Consider the following 17,616-nt stretch of genomic DNA (forward strand, 5'->3'; position numbering starts at 1 on the left):
ATAATTATGGCTTCCGGGACACCCCTTCTTGTTCTTCACAGATTTATAGCGCTTGAACAGACTCCTCATAACGGGATAATGCGGTCCCGAGCCGCTGCACTGCCAGCGGCAGCTGCTCCGGCCGGGTGTGGGTGAAGTTGAGCCGCATGGCATTGCGCTGCGGCTGCTCCGGGTAGAACACTCCCCCGGGAACGAAGGCCACGCCCTCTTCCACGGCCAGCGGCAGCAGCTCTGCGGTATCAATGCCGGGGGACAGGCTCAGCCACAGGAACATGCCGCCGCGCGGTTCAAGGAAGCTTACGTCTTCACCGAAACGGGCGGTGAGCCCGGCCGATAGCAGCTTCATCCGTGACTTGTATTCACGGCATATCATCCGGATATGCTGCTCCAGGTCGAAGCGGAGCAGCAGCTCGTGCAGGGCGCGCTGGTCTATGCCGCTGGAATGCAGGTCGGCGGCCTGCTTGGCTCTGGCGATGATCTTGACCAGCCCGGCAGGGCCGGTGAGCCAGCCTGTCCGCAGGGCAGGGGCCACAATTTTGGAGAAGGTGCCGGTATAGACTACACAGGGCTCAGCGCCCAGCTGTCTGTCGAGCGCGGACAGAGTAGGCGGGGAGGTTTCTGTTGCTTCATCGAAGGTGATCTCGCCATACGGATTATCCTCCAGCAGCAGTACACCGTATCTCCGGCACAGGGCGACGACTTTCTCACGGCGGACCTTGCTCCAGGTTCCGCCTGTCGGATTGTTGAAGGTGGGAACAGCATACAGCAGCTTAGGGCTGCAGGAGCGCAGCAGTTCCTCCAGATGCTCCGGCACCATCCCTTCCTGATCGCTGTCCACCACCCGGATATCCGCGCGGTAAGAGCCGAGCACCTGGAGAGCCGCCAGGTAGGTCGGAGCCTCTACCAGCACGGTGTCACCCGGGTCAAGCAGAACCCGGCAGAGCAGGTCGATGGCCTGCTGGGAGCCGGTGGTCAGGATCATTTCCTCCGTGGAGACGTTCATCCCCTGCTGCCTGAGTCTGGCGGCAATCTGACCGCGCAGCGGAAGGTAGCCCTCCGTCAGTCCGTATTGCAGCGCGGACGGGTCACTCGACAGTACACGGCTATAAGCCTCACGGATGGCATCTGCCGGAAATAATTCTTCGCCCGGCAGTCCGCCTGCCAGGGAGATGATGTCCTTGCCCTGGGTAAGTTTGAGAATATCGCGGACGGCGGACGATCCCAGGTGGTTTGTCATTTCTGCAAATCGAATCTTCATGTTCATGCTCCCCGCTATTGATGATTTTTGTAGTATCATAACGGTATAGCTGTATAACAGTAAAGCGGTGAATATAACAGTCAGGGGGAAGCAGCATGCACATCGAAATCAACCGCAGCGGCGGCGGGCAGACGCTGCCGCTGCAGATCAGCGGGACGATTGCCGAGCGGATTACCTCGGGACTGCTTCAGCCGGGAGCCCGGCTTCCGTCGGTAAGAGGGCTGGCATTGTCCCTGAAGGTCAGCCAGGTGACTGTAAGCAAGGCTTATGCCGACCTGGAGGCACGCGGGCATATCCTCTGCAGCCAGGGCAGGGGCTGTTATGTGGCGCAGCGGGAGCAGAACGTCCGGGGAAGAGGCGCGGGCTGGCAGGACAGCTACGACGACTACTTGCCGCGGGCTCAGCTCTGGCGGAATTTCGATGTGTCCGAGGTGGAGTATCCGTTTCATCTGGCAGCCATTCACAGCAGTCTGCTTCCGCTTGCGCCGATCGGGGCCACGATGGCGTCGCTGGTCAGGGAGCAGCCGGAGCTGATGGCGTCCTACGGGAACTTTCAGGGCGATGCAGAGCTGCGTGAGGTGATGCGACAGCATCTGCAGAGCCGCGGCATCCCCCTCGGCTCCGGTGATCTGATGATTACCAGCGGTTCCCAGCAGGGGATCGATCTGGTCGCCCGGACCTTCGTCGGGCCGGGGGATACAGTTTATCTGGAAGCGCCAAGTTATACCGGGGCGATTGATGTGTTCGCCGGGCGGGGGGCGGAGATGGTCTTTGTTCCCATGGACGGGGATGGAATGAGGGTGGACAAGCTTACCGCGATGTGTGACCGGAAGCCGCCGAAGCTGATTTATACCAATCCGACCTATCAGAATCCGAGCGGGGCGACCATGAGCCTAACGCGAAGACAGCGGCTGCTGGAGCTTGCCCGCAGCTACCGCTGTCTGATTGTCGAGGATGATCCCTTCAGCGACCTGTATTTCCGTCAGCCGCCTCCGCCATCCATCAAATCAATGGACACAGAAGGACATGTCGTCTATATGAAAAGCTTCAGCAAAGTTCTTGCCCCCGGCAGCCGCATCGCCTGTGTAGCCGCCGGAGGGAATATCCTCTCCAGGCTGATTGCCGCCAAGTCGGCAAGTGATCTGGGCAGTCCGCTGCTGACCCAGCGGGCCGTATTGCCCTTCATCGCCCGCAAGTATGACGACTACGCTGCGAACCTTCGGAACGCGCTGCGCCTCCGCCAGGAATCGGCTGCGAAGCTGCTGAAGCGTTATGCCCCGCCGGGCGTATCCTGGCAGCTGCCCGGCGGCGGGCTGAACCTGTGGCTGGAGCTTCCGCCCGCCGCGGAGATCGGCCGGCTGCATGTATTGGCCAAGCAGGAGGGCATCTCGTTCCTGCCGGGTAATGTCTGTTATGCCGGGGACAAGCCCTCCCGGCATATCCGGCTGTGTTATTCGCAGCTCACCTCCGAAGGGATGGAACGCGGGCTGCGGCAGTTCCTGCTGCTGCTGGAACGGTATCTGCAACCCCCGGATTAATCTGGCTGCACTGCCGCTTAAGGCATCGATTTCAGCTGCTTCCCGACATGCTGCGGGAACAGCTGCAGCGGAACTTCTCCGCCTCCGGCGGCCTGCAGCGTGCGGTAGATATCCACCTGGCCCCAGCCGTAATACTTGTCATGCCCGGCAGCGCCGAGATCCACGGCATTCGAGGTAAGCAGCTCGGTGACCTCCTTGTTGGTCAGCGCCGGATTCAGTGAGCGCACCAGCCCGGCCAGTGCCGCCACATGGGGGCTGGCCATTGAGGTGCCCGATAATGCCGCATACTGGCTGTCGGGGTAGGTGCTGGCAATGCTCTCTCCCGGTGCCGCAACATCAATATAGTCTCCGTAGTTGGAGAAGGAAGCCCGCTCTCCAGAGGCATTGGTGGCGGCAACGGCAATGACCTCTTCATAAGCTGCGGGATAGCCGGGACGCTCGGTGTTATCATTTCCGGCAGCAGAGACAATTACTATGTCGCGGTCATAGGCGTATTTAATAGCATCATGCAGAAACTGCGAATCGGCATAGTTGCCGAGACTGAGGTTAATCACCTTGGCCCCTTGGTCAGCAGCCCAAATAATGCCCTCGGCTACGGAGTAGGTGGTCCCTGCCCCGGAGTTGTCGAGCGCTTTGACCGGAAGGATTTTGTTGTACCAGCTGATTCCGGCCACTCCCTCCTGGTTGTTGGTCAAGGCTCCGATAATCCCGGCGACATGGGTGCCATGACCCACATCGTCATCCGGCGCTCCGCCGCTGGAAATTGCGTTATATCCGGCTAACAGACGCCCTTTCAGGTCGGGATGATTGGCCTGTACACCGGTATCCACTACAGCTACCGCCACATCCTTGCTGCCCCTGGACAGATTCCAGCCTTGTCCGGCTTCGATGGCCGGAAGGTTCCACTGGTAGGTGGAGAAGAGCAGGTCATTGGGGGTAATGACATTCGCTCCGGTATTTTCGCTGACCGTATCATTGGTTAAATACATATAGTGAGGCTCTGCATACAGCGGATGCCACTTGTAGTTGAAGTACGTTTTGAGCTGGGAATAATTCATTTTGTCCGAGCGGAAAATATAGGCATACCCCAGCTTGCGCGGCTGCTTGCAGCGGATATCGGCGGTGATGGTCTGAAGCTGGGCCGGCGTGGGATGCCCGTTCTGGAAACGGACCACAATCTCATTCTCGTAAAAGTGGCTGGCCTTTTCATTGTCATGTCCGGTCTTGACCGTGATATCCTGCAGCGTATCGGCATGAACAGACTCAATACGGTATTTGCCTTCCTTCGGATAGGGAATCAGCCGCAGGTTCTTCAGCTGATGCTCCGCTACCTTGTCCAGAATCTTCTGGTTGATCAGAGCGATAACACCAAGCTGCCCCTCCCGGTCTCGCTGGGCTACGAAATAATATTTCCTGCTGCCGATGATAAACGAAGGCGATTCGTAGGACTGATGCCCGCGGATGGCTGATTTGGCCATCTTGAGATGCTTTAGCAGCTGTGCATTCTCCTGGTCGGTTCCTTCGGGAAGCGAAGATTTATACGTAGTGGTCTTATGGGTGCGGAAATCGACCAGCATCAGCATATTGATATGCCCGTGACCCTGCTGCAGGCTGGAAGCATATGCTGATAGTGCCTCCGGAGAGGCGCCGTGGGCGTTCACAAGCATTGCGCTTAAGTGCCGGTTAACATCCACCCGGTTCAGCTTGTCGGTGGCGGTTACATCCTGGACAAGAGCGGATTTTTTGAGTATTTTCTCCTGGGAGGGATTGGGCACAGAGGCGGGTTTAATTGTACTTGCGCTTTCGGGCCGCAGGGCAAAGGTCAGCAGCAGTACCGTGAATGCGGCAGTGACCAGACCGGCGACCGTTAGATTTTTACGTGACATGAGTACCGCTCCTTCATCGCTTTATAATCCCTGTTAGGGTTAGAAGAGAGCGCAGGATTTATGCATTGCAGAAAAGGATACCGCCGTCCTTGGATTTATGTTAATATCAGAAAGTAAGCGCCTTCTGAGGCTTGTCCCGTTAGGGTGGAGGCATATGAGAATTTGTGATACTATCAAGAGAGTACAACTGAAATGTCTTGCTGTCGTTAACGACTACCAAAGCAGGGAACAATAAGGGGGAGCAACCGCCATGTCAGCAGCCAATCTGCAGAAATTGTGTGAATCGACGAGAGAAAAACTGAAATCCGTAATCGTAAAAATGGAGCTGTTCCTGAACGAACATGCACTTCCGCAACTGGTTACCGAAGAGGATGAAGAAACGCTGCACTTCTATCAGGGCTTCCTGTCCGATCTCCGCCATCTGCTGGTGTTCTCGGAAATGTCCTATGAGAAGCTGGGGCTTGCTCTGCGCCGTGCAACCTTTGATGAAGCCTTCGCGCATAAAGCGCTATATAATGTATATCATCACGGAGTCAATAATTTCTTCTATCCCAAGAATGAGAGTTACTCGGAGGACGGACGCTACGCCTATACAGGGCAGGATGCGATCCGTTTCCGCAAGAAGCCTGTCCGTCCGGCACGCGACATTATTATGGACATCACCAAGGTCTATGAAGAGCTGCGCGATGATCTGACCTATTACGAGAATGATTATTTGACAGAGAAACGGATGCAGAACCAGATATAGCTATTGAAGCTCAAGCGGGTTTATCCGCATTATGCGTTCCGAATAAGACCAGGCCAGTCATGGGAAATGACGCCTGGTCTTTTTTGCGCCGACATCAACTGGAAACCGCCGGCCGCATACAGAGCAGCGCAAAGGGCATAATACAAGCCGAGGTGATCATTTATGACAAACGCCAAACCGCTTGTAAGATGCAGTGTAAGCAACTGTCATTATTGGGGAGAACAAAACCTGTGCCGCGCCGACGAAATTGTAATTGAGATCGACAAGCATTCCGGCAGCCACTATAAGGAAGAATATGCCGAAGAGCTGACAGCGGCCGGGAAGCATCATGACCATGCCGGAACCTCATCGGCAACCTGTTGTCTGACGTTCAAGCCGAACGCCTGAAGGAGGAGGGCATATGGACAATCCGAAGGATGAACCCAAAGTGGACCGTTCAGCCCGCAGAAAAGTTACCCTGCGCCCGCGCAGCAGGGTAGATTATCCCCGCCGGGACCGGAGCCATGAGGAGGAGTATGCTGCCGAGATCAGCCCGGTGATGCAAGGGCAGGCCTTAAACCGCCGGGAAGAGAGCGGGCAGAACACTCATGACAGCGCGAAGGAAGCGGATGACCGGACCATCGGCTATATCGGCCTGGGCTTCGGTGTAGTGTCGTTATTCGTCTGGTCGATTATTATGGGGCCGATTGCTGCCATACTCGGATACTATGCTTATGCCAGAGGTCAAAAAAGCGCCGGTGCCTGGTCAATGGGGCTGGGTATTGTATCTACCCTAAGTTATTTTGTCCTGATTCCTTTTGCCCGTTAGAGCAAGTGATTCCGTAATATGATTTCTCAAACAGGCTCTCAGACCTAAAGTTGCAGGTCTGAGGTCTGTTTTTTGGCCTTGGCAGCTAGTAATTGCTACGGATTAATAGTAAAATTAAGCCGAATTTCAAATTTAAATAGAATGTAATGCGATACCATATAAAGAATGATTCAGGAAAGAGGGAATGGAAGCATGGCGATGGATGCCGCAGCTGCCTCAGTGTACGGTCAGTTGAAATGGGTCGATCTCAGAAGTTCTAGCATCAAGAATGACAACGGTAAGGTCTCATCCGGAGTCAAGGGCTCGTCATCAGCGGAATTCACCGCCATGCTGCAGCAGGCAGCTCAGCCGGTATCTGCTCCAGTGGGCAGTCGTATAGGAACTGCTGTTGGGATAGCGGATGTCACTTCACCCCCTAATCTGCTATGGCAGCACTTAGGCGCAAGTCCTGAAGCGCAGGAAGGCATTTCCGGGGAAATAACGCAGACGGTGCCAACCGATTACGAGGAGCTGATTCAGACGGCCAGTGCGAAATATGGCGTGCCGGTTGATCTGATTAAGGCGGTAATCGATACCGAATCCTCGTTTAATCCGAATGTTGTATCCTCTGCTGGAGCGAAGGGGCTGATGCAATTGATGGACGGGACAGCGAACGGACTTGGCGTGTCGGATCCGTTCGACCCGGCGCAGAGCATAGACGGAGGGGTGAGGTACCTCTCTTACCAGCTGAAGCGTTACGACGGGCAGGAGAAGATGGCGCTGGCTGCGTATAACGCCGGACCGGGACGGGTGAATAAGCTGGGCGTCAGCAATGACGCAGAGCTGATGGCGAATCTCGCCGCGCTGCCGCAGGAGACGCAGCGCTATATTGCCAAAATAGAACGCGCGCGGGCCCAATACGCGCTATAATATAAAGGATCAGACGGATCTCTGCGTTAGCCGCTTGAAGGCGGCTGCAGCCGTTTGGTCCTTTTTGCCACGATAAGGCTTATATATTCCGCTATACGAAAAGGAGAACGCCGATATATGCTGTATTGGGATTATGCCGCGGCTGCTCCTCCTTATGAAGAGGTCGTGCAGACGCTGGAACAGGTCATGAGAACGCACTTCGCCAATCCTTCGTCCCTGCATCGTGGGGGCGAAACGGCGAACGGGCTGATTAAGCGGGCGCGGGAAGTATGTGCGGCTGCGCTTGGCGTGCTGCCGCAGGAGATTATATTCACCTCCGGAGCCACGGAGAGCAACAATATGGCAGTTAAAGGGGCTGCATTGCAGCTTCAGGGCAGAGGCCGGCATCTGGTGACTACAGAGCTGGAGCACCCTTCGGTCTACGAGAGCTGTCTGCAGCTGCAGAAGCTGGGCTGGGAGATAACCTGGATTGCCCCGGACAGTAAGGGTGTAGTTGAACCGTCCAAGGTTGCTGCTGCTGTGCGGCCGGACACGGTGCTGGTTAGTGTCATGCATGTGAATAATGAGATCGGTACAGTGCAGCCGCTGCGGGAGATCGGAGAGCAGGTCAAGGCGGTCAACAGCCGTACGCTGTTCCATGTGGATGGCGTGCAGGGCTACGGCAAGCTTGAGGTGGATCTGAAGGGCTGGCAGGCAGACCTGTACAGTCTGTCCGCGCATAAGCTGCGCGGGCCGCGAGGAACGGGAATCCTCTATATCCGGGAAGGAGTTACACTGTTTCCGCTGCTCACCGGAGGTTCGCAGGAGCAGCAGCACCGTGCCGGAACCGAGAATGTTCCGGGAATTGTGGCTTCTGCCAAGGCAGTGCGTATGAGCGGAGAACAGCGCCATGTATTCGTGAACCGGATAGCTCCGCTTAAGAAGCGGCTGGAAGATACGATTGCAGCCATCCCCGGGCTGGTGCTGAACAGCCAGCCGGACGGAGCGCCGCATATCGTACATTTCTCTTACCCCGGCATGAAGGGTGAAGTGCTGGCCCGCAAGCTGGAGGAGCTGGGCATGGCCGTCTCCACTCGTTCAGCGTGTTCTTCACGCCTGGCCGAGCCGAGCCGGGTGCTGCTGTCTATGGGCAGGGATACCGCCGCTGCGCTTGGCGGGATACGGATCAGCTTGGGGGACAGCCATACCGAGAAGGATGTTATGGAGCTGGGACAGGCGCTGCATGCAGCGGTTCAAGCGCTGAAGATCGCAGAAGGAGGCATGAAATAACGAATGACAACAACAGATATGAAATACGCAGATATGCTCCTGCTGCGCTTCGGGGAATTCACCCTGAAAGGCAAAAACCGCAGCCGGTTCGAGAAAACCGTACTCCGTCATGTCAAGGAAATGGTCAAGCCGTATCCCCAGGTGAAGCTGGGCCGGGAATTCGGCCGGATCTATGTGGAGTTGAACGGGGAGCCGGCTGGCGAACTTACAGAAGCGCTGAAGAAGGTGTTCGGAATCGCTTCGGTCAGCCCGGTGAAGGTTGCCCGCTCGGAGCTTGCAGATATTCTGGCCGTCAGCCACTCCCTTCTTCACAAGATCGCCCCCCCGGCAGGAAGCCGCTTCAAGGTTAGTGTCCGCCGGGTGTGGAAGGACTTCCCGTATGGCTCCATTGAAATGAACAGGCTGGTCGCGTCGCCGCTGCTTCAAGGCTATCCCGGCCTGCTCGTGGATGTGAAGTCACCGGATCTGGAGCTGAAGATTGAGATCCGTGAAGGGCAGACCTATATCTTCTGCGAGCAGATCGAGGGTGTCGGCGGCTTCCCGCTGGGCACGAACGGCAAAGCAATGCTGCTGCTCTCGGGCGGCATTGACAGTCCGGTTGCAGGCTGGTCGGCCATGCGCAGAGGGCTGGCGGTGGAATGCGTCCATTTCTACAGCTATCCGTATACCAGTGAGCTGGCCAGGCAGAAGGTTGTAGATTTGACGCGGGTCCTGTCAGGGTATGCCGGGGAAATTACGCTGCATCTGGTGCCGTTCACTGAGGTGCAGACCTCCTTCAGCGGGATCGGGCAGGATAACCTGATCATTACGCTGATGCGCCGGGCGATGCTGCGGATTGCAACTGTGCTCGCCGAGCGGGAAGGGGCGCTGGCCCTGGTCACCGGCGACAGCCTGGGCCAGGTCGCCAGCCAGACGCTGCCAAGCATGAACGTGATCGGCCGTGCGACCGAGCTGCCTCTGCTGCGTCCGCTGGTGATGATGGATAAGAGCGAGATCGTCGAGCTGTCCCAGCGGATCGGCACGTATGACTTGTCTATCCTTCCGTATGAAGATTGCTGCACGCTCTTCGTTCCGAAATCCCCGACTACGAATCCGAATCTGCGGATTGTGAATAAGATCGAAGCAACCCTGCCCGGATACCAGTCCCTGCTGGATGCGGCGGCTGCGGCGACCGAGACAGTGCGGATTACGCCTTACGGCCATGAGAAGCCTGCCGATCTGATTCCGGTCCAGTCCGAGGTCCGGGAAGAATGGTTCTAATCGAGGCAGCCTCCAAATAATCCGGACAGGAAGCATAGCTTGTCACTCCCCGACATACATGTAGTACATGGGGTTCGGGGAGGAGCGAAGTTAGATGGATTCTTTACTGCTGCTTGGCGAAATACTAATGATCAATCTGGTGCTCAGCGGGGACAACGCGATGGTCATCGCAATGGCCAGCAAGAATCTCCCGGAGAAGCACAGGAAGCTGGCTGTCTGGTGGGGGGCCGCCGGTGCCGTAGCGCTGCGCTGTGTTCTAACGTTTGCAGCCGTGCTGCTGCTCAAGATTCCCTATATTGAAGCCGGAGGGGCCCTCCTGCTGCTCTGGATTTCCTTCAAGCTGCTGCTGGAGGAAGAGGGGGAGCTGCGAATCGAGGGAAGCGCAAGCATCTGGAAGTCTGTGCGGACTATTCTGCTGGCTGACTTCGTGATGAGCCTTGACAATGTATTGGCGATTGCGGGACTAGCCAAAGGGGATCTGGCCCTCATCGTCATCGGGATTGCCATCAGCATTCCGATTGTAGTATGGGGAAGCGGCATTATCGTCGGCTGGCTGCACCGTTTTCCTGTATTGGTGTTCATCGGTGCTTATATACTGGCGTACACGGCGGGCAATATGCTGCTGCAGGATGCCAAATTCGGCCCGGTTATCTCTTTCCTGCTGCCATCTCTTCATTCGATGCTGCCCCTTCTGCTGGGAATTATTGTTGTCATCACCGGGATGGTTAAGCGCAAGTCCGTATCTGCACATTAATACGCGGCAATACTATAGGCTGCAGCACCTGCCGGAAGGCGGGGGCCGCAGTCTTTTTTTGCAAATAGAAGAATTTAGCCGTTTCCGCTTGGTACATAGATGAACCTGGTACCCGGAAGTGCTGCCACTGCGTTCCAGGGTGTGAGAAGAAGGATGGTGTTTTATGCGCTTATCAGATAAAATGAAAGGGAATCCTGTCGCCGAATTTGTCCGATTAATGAGACAAGGGCCAGTGAAAAGACACGAATTGTGAAGGGATAGGTGAAAGATGTCTTCCAAAAATGACATGAAACTGGGTGTGTTCATCGCTGCCGCCGGCCTGGTGATTTTGTTAGGCAAGCTGGGGGTATTCGGTTTTCTTGGCCGCGCCTTATGGCCGCTCATTCTGCTGATTCCCGGTCTGATTCTGCATGTGCTCTTTTTCACCCGCCGTGCTTCTGCATCAGTACTTGTTCCTGCGGGTATACTGACGGTGTACGGCCTGCTCTTCGGATTATGCAACACCTGGGGCTGGGGGCTGATGAGGCACTTATGGCCTGTGCTCCTGCTGGGGATTGCTGTCGGATTATATGAATACTCGCTCTATGCCTCACCCCGCTCCGGCGGGTTAACGACGACCGCTGTGATTCTGGGCTTACTCAGTATCGTGCTGTTTATCTTCACCTCAATGGGGACCGGGGCATTGTATCTGCTTGGGGCTGTGCTTGTAGCTGCGGGACTCTGGCTGATGCTGGGAAGAGGCAGACGGGGAAGCCGCAAGAAGTGGAACGGCGGCTGGTAACCAAGGGTGCGAAACCGGAGTTGACCGGGCTTTTGGCCCTCCAGAAGCAGACATAAGTAGGATTTAGCAAAATTAAGCGCAGTTGGCAACGTTTTTTTCAGAAAAATACTTGCTTTTCATAGTGCTTTCACTATACTATTAAGGAATGTTGGAGCGTCGGCTTTCTGCCTGGCGCTTCTTTTGTGAGACTGCCGTGACATGCTATAAATTTGAACATTCTTAATTTGATTAATGAGAGGATTTGGATACAAATCATGCATTCAAGAAAAGATATCCGCAACATTGCGATCATTGCCCACGTTGACCATGGTAAAACAACACTCGTCGATCAGCTTCTTCAGCAGTCCGGGATTTTCAGCGCTCACGAGCACCTGCAGGAACGGGCCATGGACAGTAACGATCTGGAACGGGAACGCGGAATCACCATCCTTGCCAAAAATACAGCAATTACCTATAAAGAATTCCTGATCAACATCGTAGATACCCCGGGACACGCCGACTTCGGCGGTGAAGTGGAGCGGATCATGAAGATGGTTGACGGTGTACTGCTTGTGGTGGATGCCTATGAAGGCTGCATGCCGCAGACCAAGTTCGTTCTGCGCAAGGCGCTGGAGCAGAACCTGACGCCTATCGTTGTGGTCAATAAGATTGACCGTCCGGCCGCACGTCCGAAGGAAGTTATTGATGAAGTGCTGGACTTGTTCATTGAGCTTGAAGCCAATGATGACCAGCTTGAATTCCCGGTTGTTTATGCTTCTGCGCTTAACGGCACATCGAGCATGGACGCTGAGAAGCAGGATGACAATATGCTTGCACTCTACGAAACGATCGTTGAGCATATCCCGGCTCCAACCGAGAAGGTAGAAGAGCCGCTGCAGTTCCTCGTAACCTTGATGGACTACAACGAATATCTGGGCCGTATCGCCATTGGCCGCGTTAACCGCGGTGTAATTAAGCAAGGCCAGTCCGTTACAGTCATCATGCGTGACGGTAAGAGCAAGACAGCCCGGATTGAGAAGCTGTTCGGCTTCCAGGGTCTGAAGCGTGTCGAGACCGAAGAGGCTGGCGCAGGCGACATCGTCGCGATTGCCGGTATTAAGGATATCAACATCGGTGAGACGATTGCTGATCCTCAGCATCCTGAAGCGCTGCCGGTGCTGAAGATCGATGAGCCGACCATGCAAATGACTTTCCTCGTGAACAACAGCCCGTTCGCCGGTAAAGAAGGCAAATGGGTAACCTCCCGCAAGCTGCGTGAGCGCCTGTTCAAAGAGCTGGAGACCGATGTCAGCCTGCGTGTGGATGAGACGGATTCTCCGGATGCCTTCATTGTATCCGGCCGTGGTGAGCTTCACCTGGGGATCCTGATCGAGAATATGCGCCGTGAAGGGTTCGAGATGCAAGTATCGAAGCCTGAGGTTATCGTCAAAGAAGTCGACGGCGTCAAAATGGAGCCGCTTGAGCGTCTGATGATTGATGTCCCTGAAGAAAGCATGGGCGCAGTTATGGAAAGTCTGGGCAGCCGCAAAGCTGAGATGGTGAACATGATTAACCACGGGACCGGCCAGGTTCGACTGGAATTCCTGATTCCTGCACGCGGCCTGATTGGCTACAACACCCACTTCCTGACGCTGACCCGCGGCTACGGGGTCATGAACCATGCCTTCGACAGCTATGCGAAGCTGATTGGCGGACAGGTTGGCGGACGTCATCAGGGCGTACTGGTGTCCAGTGAGACCGGAACCTCCACCTTCTATGGCATGATGGGTGTGGAAGACCGCGGAATCCTGTTCCTGGAGCCGGGTACGGATATCTACGAAGGTATGATCGTGGGTGAGCATACCCGCGATAACGACATTATCGTTAACATCTGCAAGGAGAAGGCGCTGACTAACGTGCGTTCTGCCACAAAGGATGAGACCGTCAAAATGAAGACTCCGCGTCTGTTCTCGCTCGAAGGCGCGCTGGAGTATCTGAATGATGATGAATATTGTGAAATCACTCCAAAATCTGTCCGTCTGCGCAAAAAGATCCTGAATAAGGGCGAGCGTGAGCGCGCAGAGAAACAGCGTAAGGCCGCACAAGCGAGCCAGGCTTAAGAGTCTATTCCAGCCGCCGGGTGTAAGTACCCGGCGGCTTTTTGCTGCTTCCGGCCGGGCGGCAGATCTTTCAAATTGCAGGGATTCTTAGCAGTACAAATCGGCTGCGGATGGTATAATGTAAGCGATACTATTATCCGGGAGGAGTAACGGGCTATGCAGAGCTGGTTCGCTGAGCATCCAATTATTGCTTACATTGTTATTTTCGTTCTACTGACGTATGTGTATAACCGCGTATTTCGCGTCAATCAGAAGCTGTCCCTCGGTAAAGAGATTGTGCTCTATCTGATGATGGCGGCAGGCTCAGGAATGCTGCTGATCTTCCAGCATGACAAGCTGCCGATCATTCAGTGCCTGCTGGTTGCGGTCGGACTAATGCTGCTTGTCCGCGTCCGCTATCTGGCGGAGGCCCGGCAGAAGCGGAAGGCTGCGGCTGCCGAGGCTGCGAAGCGGCAATAGGCGCAACTTTTAGCAGGCAGGGTCGTCTAATTGATTAGACGTTATCCGCTTTTACCTGAATGCAAAGGAACTAGATCAATTATGAATACAAGCAAGGGCAGCCTGCCCCCCCGGAAGAACGGGCGGCCGGCCAACACCACTCAGAGGCAGCAGGTCAGAGCCGCTGCTAAAACAACGACTACAAGTTCTACAAAAACTAAAAAAAAGCCTAAGAAACGCGGGTTCTTCGCCCGGCTGATGCGGGTGCTGCTGATTATCACACTGATAGCCGTGTTCGCAGCGCTGGGCTACGCAGGATATTTATACTGGAAGGTGGATCAGGGCGGCTTCGGCGTGGACCAGCCGGTTCAGGCTGGGCATTCTGCCTCCGAGAAACCGCTGAGCATCCTGCTGCTGGGAACGGACAACCGTCCGAAGCATCCGTCCAATCTGACCGATGTCATCATGGTCGCGGCACTGAATCCGGAGACCAAGTCGGCCACCGTTGTGTCCTTACCCCGAGACACCTATGTTGAGCTGGACGGCTACAAGAAGACGAAGATCAATGCCTTCTACTCCCGCTTCAAGAGCAAGGAGAAGGAATCCGGCGTACTTGCCAAGGATCAGATGAAGAAGATGATGGGCAAATATCTCGGGATTGACGTCGATTACACGACAGTGCTGGATTTCCAGGGCTTCCGGGATATCGTAGACGAGTTCGGCGGGGTAGACGTCAATATCAGCGCCAACATGTGCTACACGGACAGTGTGGATGGCACTAACATTAATCTCAAGAAGGGTCAGGCCCAATTGGACGGGGACAAGGCTCTGGACTATGTACGCTACCGCAAATCCAACTGTAAGCCGGCGACGAAGCCGTCGGACGATTTTGAACGCAACAAACGCCAGAATGAGGTACTGACCTCTCTCGTCTCGCAAATGCAGTCCTTGGGCGGGGTGCTGAAGATCGGCCGGGTGCTGGATGCGGTAGACGATAATCTGGAGAGCGATATCGAGAATGCGCAGATCAAGAGTCTGATCGCCACCTATTGGGACATTCCCAAGGAGAATATTGAATATGTGCCGGTCACCGGAACCTGGCGGAGTCCCTATGTATATATTAACGATAAGGAGCTTGCAGCAGCCAAGCAGAGTCTGCAGAACCGCCTATCCGGTGTGCCTGCGCAATCTGCTTCGGCAGACTCCGGGCAGCCCTGACCGGGGACAATCAGGAAATTGAATGCAAGTTTTGTCCTGTGCTATAATATAATAAATTGAATGTATTCATGCGTCCTAGGGGGCTGTTACTATGTCCGAAGCCGTTGCTCAGCTTAATGAAACTCTGCTAGCTATGCTGCAGTCGGAGACGTTTGTTCTTCTGAACACAGTGGATGCTGAATCCGGAGGCCCTACATCGACGGCGATCTCCTGGATCTATGCCGTGAGTCCGTCTGTAGTGCGGCTGGCTATTGACCACCGCTCCAGACTGGTGAACAACATGAAGGTGAACCCGCGTGTGACCATCACTGTCTTTGGCGAGGGTACGGTCCATGCGATCAACGGTCATGCTGCAGTGAGACTTGATCCGCTGCCGGATGTGCCGTTTAAGATGTGCTGTTTTGATGTGGAGATTGAAGCAGTCCGCAATGCGCTGTTCTACGGCGCCCACCTGGAATCTGCTCCGAAATATGCGAAGGTATACGATGCGCGTGCAGCTGAGAAGCTGGACGGACAAGTGTTTGCCGCCATGCAAAAAGCCTAGTGAAGCCACTAGGCTTTTTGTGTCCCTGAAGTCGTTTGCTACCTTGTATTGCCCTGCGGCTCGATATCCTCCGGCAGCTGGGGAATAATCCGGCCGATGATGTCAGCCATCTCGGAGGCGAACCCGGATACTGGATGGCCCTTGCCTATGTGCTTACCCATTTCGGCCAGCCTGCTGTTCAGATCCATATCGGCAGTGACCAGCACTCTCATCCCTTTCGGGTCCTTGCGGATGGCTTCAGCTACTGAATATTTCACACTTCCGACTCTGGAACGGGTAAGGGCGCCATCGACGTCAATGCCGACTACAGCCAGCTTGTTGATCACAACACAGTGGGCACCGTTCACCCCTGGAACTCTCAGGGCCAGCTGTTCGAAATGATCCTTAAGTGCAACATCACTTTTGCCCCCTGCGTCTGAAGGTTGTACCGGCCCGGCTCCAGATTCAAGGTCCGGCCGGCTATCGTCCGACAAGGTCTGCACCCCGCGGTTCCCCTGGCTGTTTAAAGTGCCAGCTGATTGTTTATCCTGAGGAGAGGGTGATGTCTCTTTATTAGCGATACCGCAGCTTGTCAGCAGCAGCAGTACCAGCAACAGACACATTGATTTTCTCATATGTGCGTACTCCTTTCAGCCTACTGTAGTTAATCTTAGCTTGCCCTTGCTGAAAAGAGTTATGTATGACCAATCAAACCAGGCGCTGTGGAGGGGATAACATGAAAAAGATATTCGTACTGGACACCAACGTGCTGCTGCACGATCCCAACTCGATTTTTGCTTTCAAGGCGAATGAAGTGGTCATTCCTGCCGTAGTCCTGGAAGAAATCGACTCCAAAAAGCGTAATGCCGATGAAATCGGCCGCAACGCCCGTACCGTGTCACGATTGCTCGACGGCCTCAGGGAGCTGGGCCACCTGCACAGCGGTGTGGTGCTGGACCATGGAGGTACGCTGAAGGTGGAACTGAACCACCGCAGCTTCGTTAAGGTGCAGGAAATGTTCGGCGAAGTCTCCAACGATAACCGGATATTGGCTGTAGCGCTCAATTATCTCCATGAGGAGAATGAGAAGGCGGAACCCCGTCCTGTGGTACTTGTCAGTAAAGACGTACTCGTCCGAATCAAAGCGGATGTGCTGGGGATAACCCCGGAGGATTACCTGTCCGACCGTACCGGAGATTTGAATGAGCTCTACTCCGGCTGCCAGTCGCTGATGGTCCATCCTTCGCTAATTGATGAATATTATAGCCACCGCTTCCTGAACCTGAAGCAGCTGGCCTTGTCTTACCCGCTGTATCCGCATGAATTCGCTATTCTGAAGGATGAGATGGGCAGCGGCAAGTCCGCCCTGCTCAAGGTGAACAGCGATGCTACGAAGCTTGAGCCGCTATACCTTGGCAACGATGCCGTATGGGGGATCAGCGCGAGAAATGCCCAGCAGCGGATGGCGCTTGAGCTGTTGCTGAATGATGAGATTCCGCTGGTTACCATTACAGGCAAGGCCGGTACCGGCAAGACACTGCTGGCGCTGGCTGCCGGATTGTTCAAGGTAGAGGATGAGCATAAATACAAGAAGCTGCTGATCGCCCGCCCGGTGGTGCCGATGGGGAAGGATATCGGGTATTTGCCGGGAGAGAAGGATGAGAAGCTCCGTCCATGGATGCAGCCCATCTATGATAACCTGGAATTCCTGTTTGATACGAAGAAGGCAGGCGATATCGATAAAATATTGATGGGTCTGGGCAGCATTCAGGTCGAGGCGCTGACCTATATCCGCGGCCGTTCCATCCCGTCGCAGTTCATCATCATTGATGAAGCGCAGAACCTGTCGCGCCACGAGGTGAAGACCATCGTCTCCCGTGCCGGTGAAGGCAGTAAGGTCATCCTGATGGGCGACCCCGAGCAGATTGACCATCCTTATCTGGATGCCGCGAGCAACGGGCTCAGCTATATCGTGGAGAAGTTCAAGCAGCAGGGCATCAGCGGACATATCACGCTTGAGAAGGGGGAGCGTTCGCATCTGGCCCAGCTGGCTGCGGATCTGCTGTAACCTGCTGAAACCAACTACCATTAAAAGCCGGGAGCTAACCACTCCCGGCTTTTGTCTGC

17 protein-coding genes are annotated in these 17,616 nt (G+C 55.2%); 14 read left to right on the top strand and 3 right to left on the bottom strand.

What is annotated here, in order from left to right; all coding sequences use genetic code 11:
- Window positions 1-43 precede the first annotated feature (43 nt).
- The gene (locus K1558_RS24655) at window positions 44-1,258 is read right to left on the bottom strand and encodes an aminotransferase-like domain-containing protein (RefSeq protein WP_238654608.1); all 1,215 of its coding nucleotides are present in this window, start codon (window positions 1,256-1,258) and stop codon (window positions 44-46) included.
- Window positions 1,259-1,353: 95 nt separating this feature from the next.
- Here K1558_RS24655 and pdxR point away from each other — a divergent pair, with 95 nt between their 5' ends.
- A complete protein-coding gene (gene pdxR, locus K1558_RS24660; RefSeq protein WP_238654609.1) occupies window positions 1,354-2,796 on the top strand; it encodes a MocR-like pyridoxine biosynthesis transcription factor PdxR in 1,443 nt (480 codons plus the stop codon).
- A gap of 17 nt (window positions 2,797-2,813) precedes the next feature.
- On the opposite strand, the gene K1558_RS24665 is transcribed toward pdxR, so the two are convergent.
- Window positions 2,814-4,682, bottom strand: coding sequence for a S8 family peptidase (locus tag K1558_RS24665; RefSeq protein WP_238654610.1), 1,869 nt, complete (start codon window positions 4,680-4,682; stop codon window positions 2,814-2,816).
- Between the two features lie 250 nt (window positions 4,683-4,932).
- Here K1558_RS24665 and K1558_RS24670 point away from each other — a divergent pair, with 250 nt between their 5' ends.
- The 12 genes from K1558_RS24670 to K1558_RS24725 all read left to right on the top strand — a co-directional run bounded on the left by K1558_RS24670 (window position 4,933) and on the right by K1558_RS24725 (window position 15,510).
- The gene (locus K1558_RS24670; protein WP_238654611.1) at window positions 4,933-5,430 is read left to right on the top strand and encodes a YpuI family protein; all 498 of its coding nucleotides are present in this window, start codon (window positions 4,933-4,935) and stop codon (window positions 5,428-5,430) included.
- Between the two features lie 162 nt (window positions 5,431-5,592).
- Entirely contained in the window at window positions 5,593-5,817 is a 225-nt protein-coding gene (locus tag K1558_RS24675; RefSeq protein WP_238654612.1) for a DUF1540 domain-containing protein, read from the top strand.
- Between the two features lie 13 nt (window positions 5,818-5,830).
- Window positions 5,831-6,238 carry a DUF5353 domain-containing protein gene (locus K1558_RS24680; protein ID WP_238654613.1) on the top strand — a complete coding sequence of 136 codons (408 nt, stop codon included), beginning with the start codon at window positions 5,831-5,833 and terminating at the stop codon, window positions 6,236-6,238.
- 192 nt (window positions 6,239-6,430) lie between these two features.
- Window positions 6,431-7,147, top strand: a complete 717-nt coding sequence (locus K1558_RS24685; protein ID WP_238654614.1) for a lytic transglycosylase domain-containing protein — start codon at window positions 6,431-6,433, stop codon at window positions 7,145-7,147.
- A gap of 117 nt (window positions 7,148-7,264) precedes the next feature.
- Entirely contained in the window at window positions 7,265-8,416 is a 1,152-nt protein-coding gene (locus K1558_RS24690) for a cysteine desulfurase family protein (RefSeq protein ID WP_238654615.1), read from the top strand.
- A 3-nt stretch (window positions 8,417-8,419) separates the two neighbouring features.
- Window positions 8,420-9,676 carry a tRNA uracil 4-sulfurtransferase ThiI gene (gene thiI / locus K1558_RS24695; protein ID WP_420800467.1) on the top strand — a complete coding sequence of 419 codons (1,257 nt, stop codon included), beginning with the start codon at window positions 8,420-8,422 and terminating at the stop codon, window positions 9,674-9,676.
- Window positions 9,677-9,770: 94 nt separating this feature from the next.
- Entirely contained in the window at window positions 9,771-10,430 is a 660-nt protein-coding gene (locus K1558_RS24700) for a TerC family protein (protein ID WP_238654616.1), read from the top strand.
- Window positions 10,431-10,698: 268 nt separating this feature from the next.
- The gene (locus K1558_RS24705; protein ID WP_238654617.1) at window positions 10,699-11,211 is read left to right on the top strand and encodes a hypothetical protein; all 513 of its coding nucleotides are present in this window, start codon (window positions 10,699-10,701) and stop codon (window positions 11,209-11,211) included.
- A gap of 254 nt (window positions 11,212-11,465) precedes the next feature.
- Window positions 11,466-13,310: a translational GTPase TypA gene (typA, locus tag K1558_RS24710; protein ID WP_238654618.1), complete on the top strand. Its 1,845-nt coding sequence runs from the start codon at window positions 11,466-11,468 to the stop codon at window positions 13,308-13,310.
- Between the two features lie 156 nt (window positions 13,311-13,466).
- The gene (locus tag K1558_RS24715; RefSeq protein WP_238654619.1) at window positions 13,467-13,769 is read left to right on the top strand and encodes a YlaH-like family protein; all 303 of its coding nucleotides are present in this window, start codon (window positions 13,467-13,469) and stop codon (window positions 13,767-13,769) included.
- An 81-nt stretch (window positions 13,770-13,850) separates the two neighbouring features.
- Window positions 13,851-14,966 carry an LCP family protein gene (locus tag K1558_RS24720; RefSeq protein ID WP_238654620.1) on the top strand — a complete coding sequence of 372 codons (1,116 nt, stop codon included), beginning with the start codon at window positions 13,851-13,853 and terminating at the stop codon, window positions 14,964-14,966.
- Between the two features lie 91 nt (window positions 14,967-15,057).
- The gene (locus K1558_RS24725) at window positions 15,058-15,510 is read left to right on the top strand and encodes a PNPOx family protein (RefSeq protein WP_238654621.1); all 453 of its coding nucleotides are present in this window, start codon (window positions 15,058-15,060) and stop codon (window positions 15,508-15,510) included.
- A gap of 38 nt (window positions 15,511-15,548) precedes the next feature.
- On the opposite strand, the gene K1558_RS24730 is transcribed toward K1558_RS24725, so the two are convergent.
- Window positions 15,549-16,124: a YhcN/YlaJ family sporulation lipoprotein gene (locus tag K1558_RS24730; RefSeq protein ID WP_238654622.1), complete on the bottom strand. Its 576-nt coding sequence runs from the start codon at window positions 16,122-16,124 to the stop codon at window positions 15,549-15,551.
- A gap of 101 nt (window positions 16,125-16,225) precedes the next feature.
- Between K1558_RS24730 and K1558_RS24735 the strand changes: the two genes are divergently transcribed.
- Window positions 16,226-17,557: a PhoH family protein gene (locus K1558_RS24735; RefSeq protein WP_238654623.1), complete on the top strand. Its 1,332-nt coding sequence runs from the start codon at window positions 16,226-16,228 to the stop codon at window positions 17,555-17,557.
- The last annotated feature ends 59 nt before the right edge of the window (window positions 17,558-17,616 follow it).

Origin of the sequence: Paenibacillus piscarius (assembly GCF_022234545.1) — a bacterium.
GTDB classification, from domain to species: Bacteria; Bacillota; Bacilli; order Paenibacillales; family Paenibacillaceae; genus Paenibacillus_AQ; species Paenibacillus_AQ piscarius.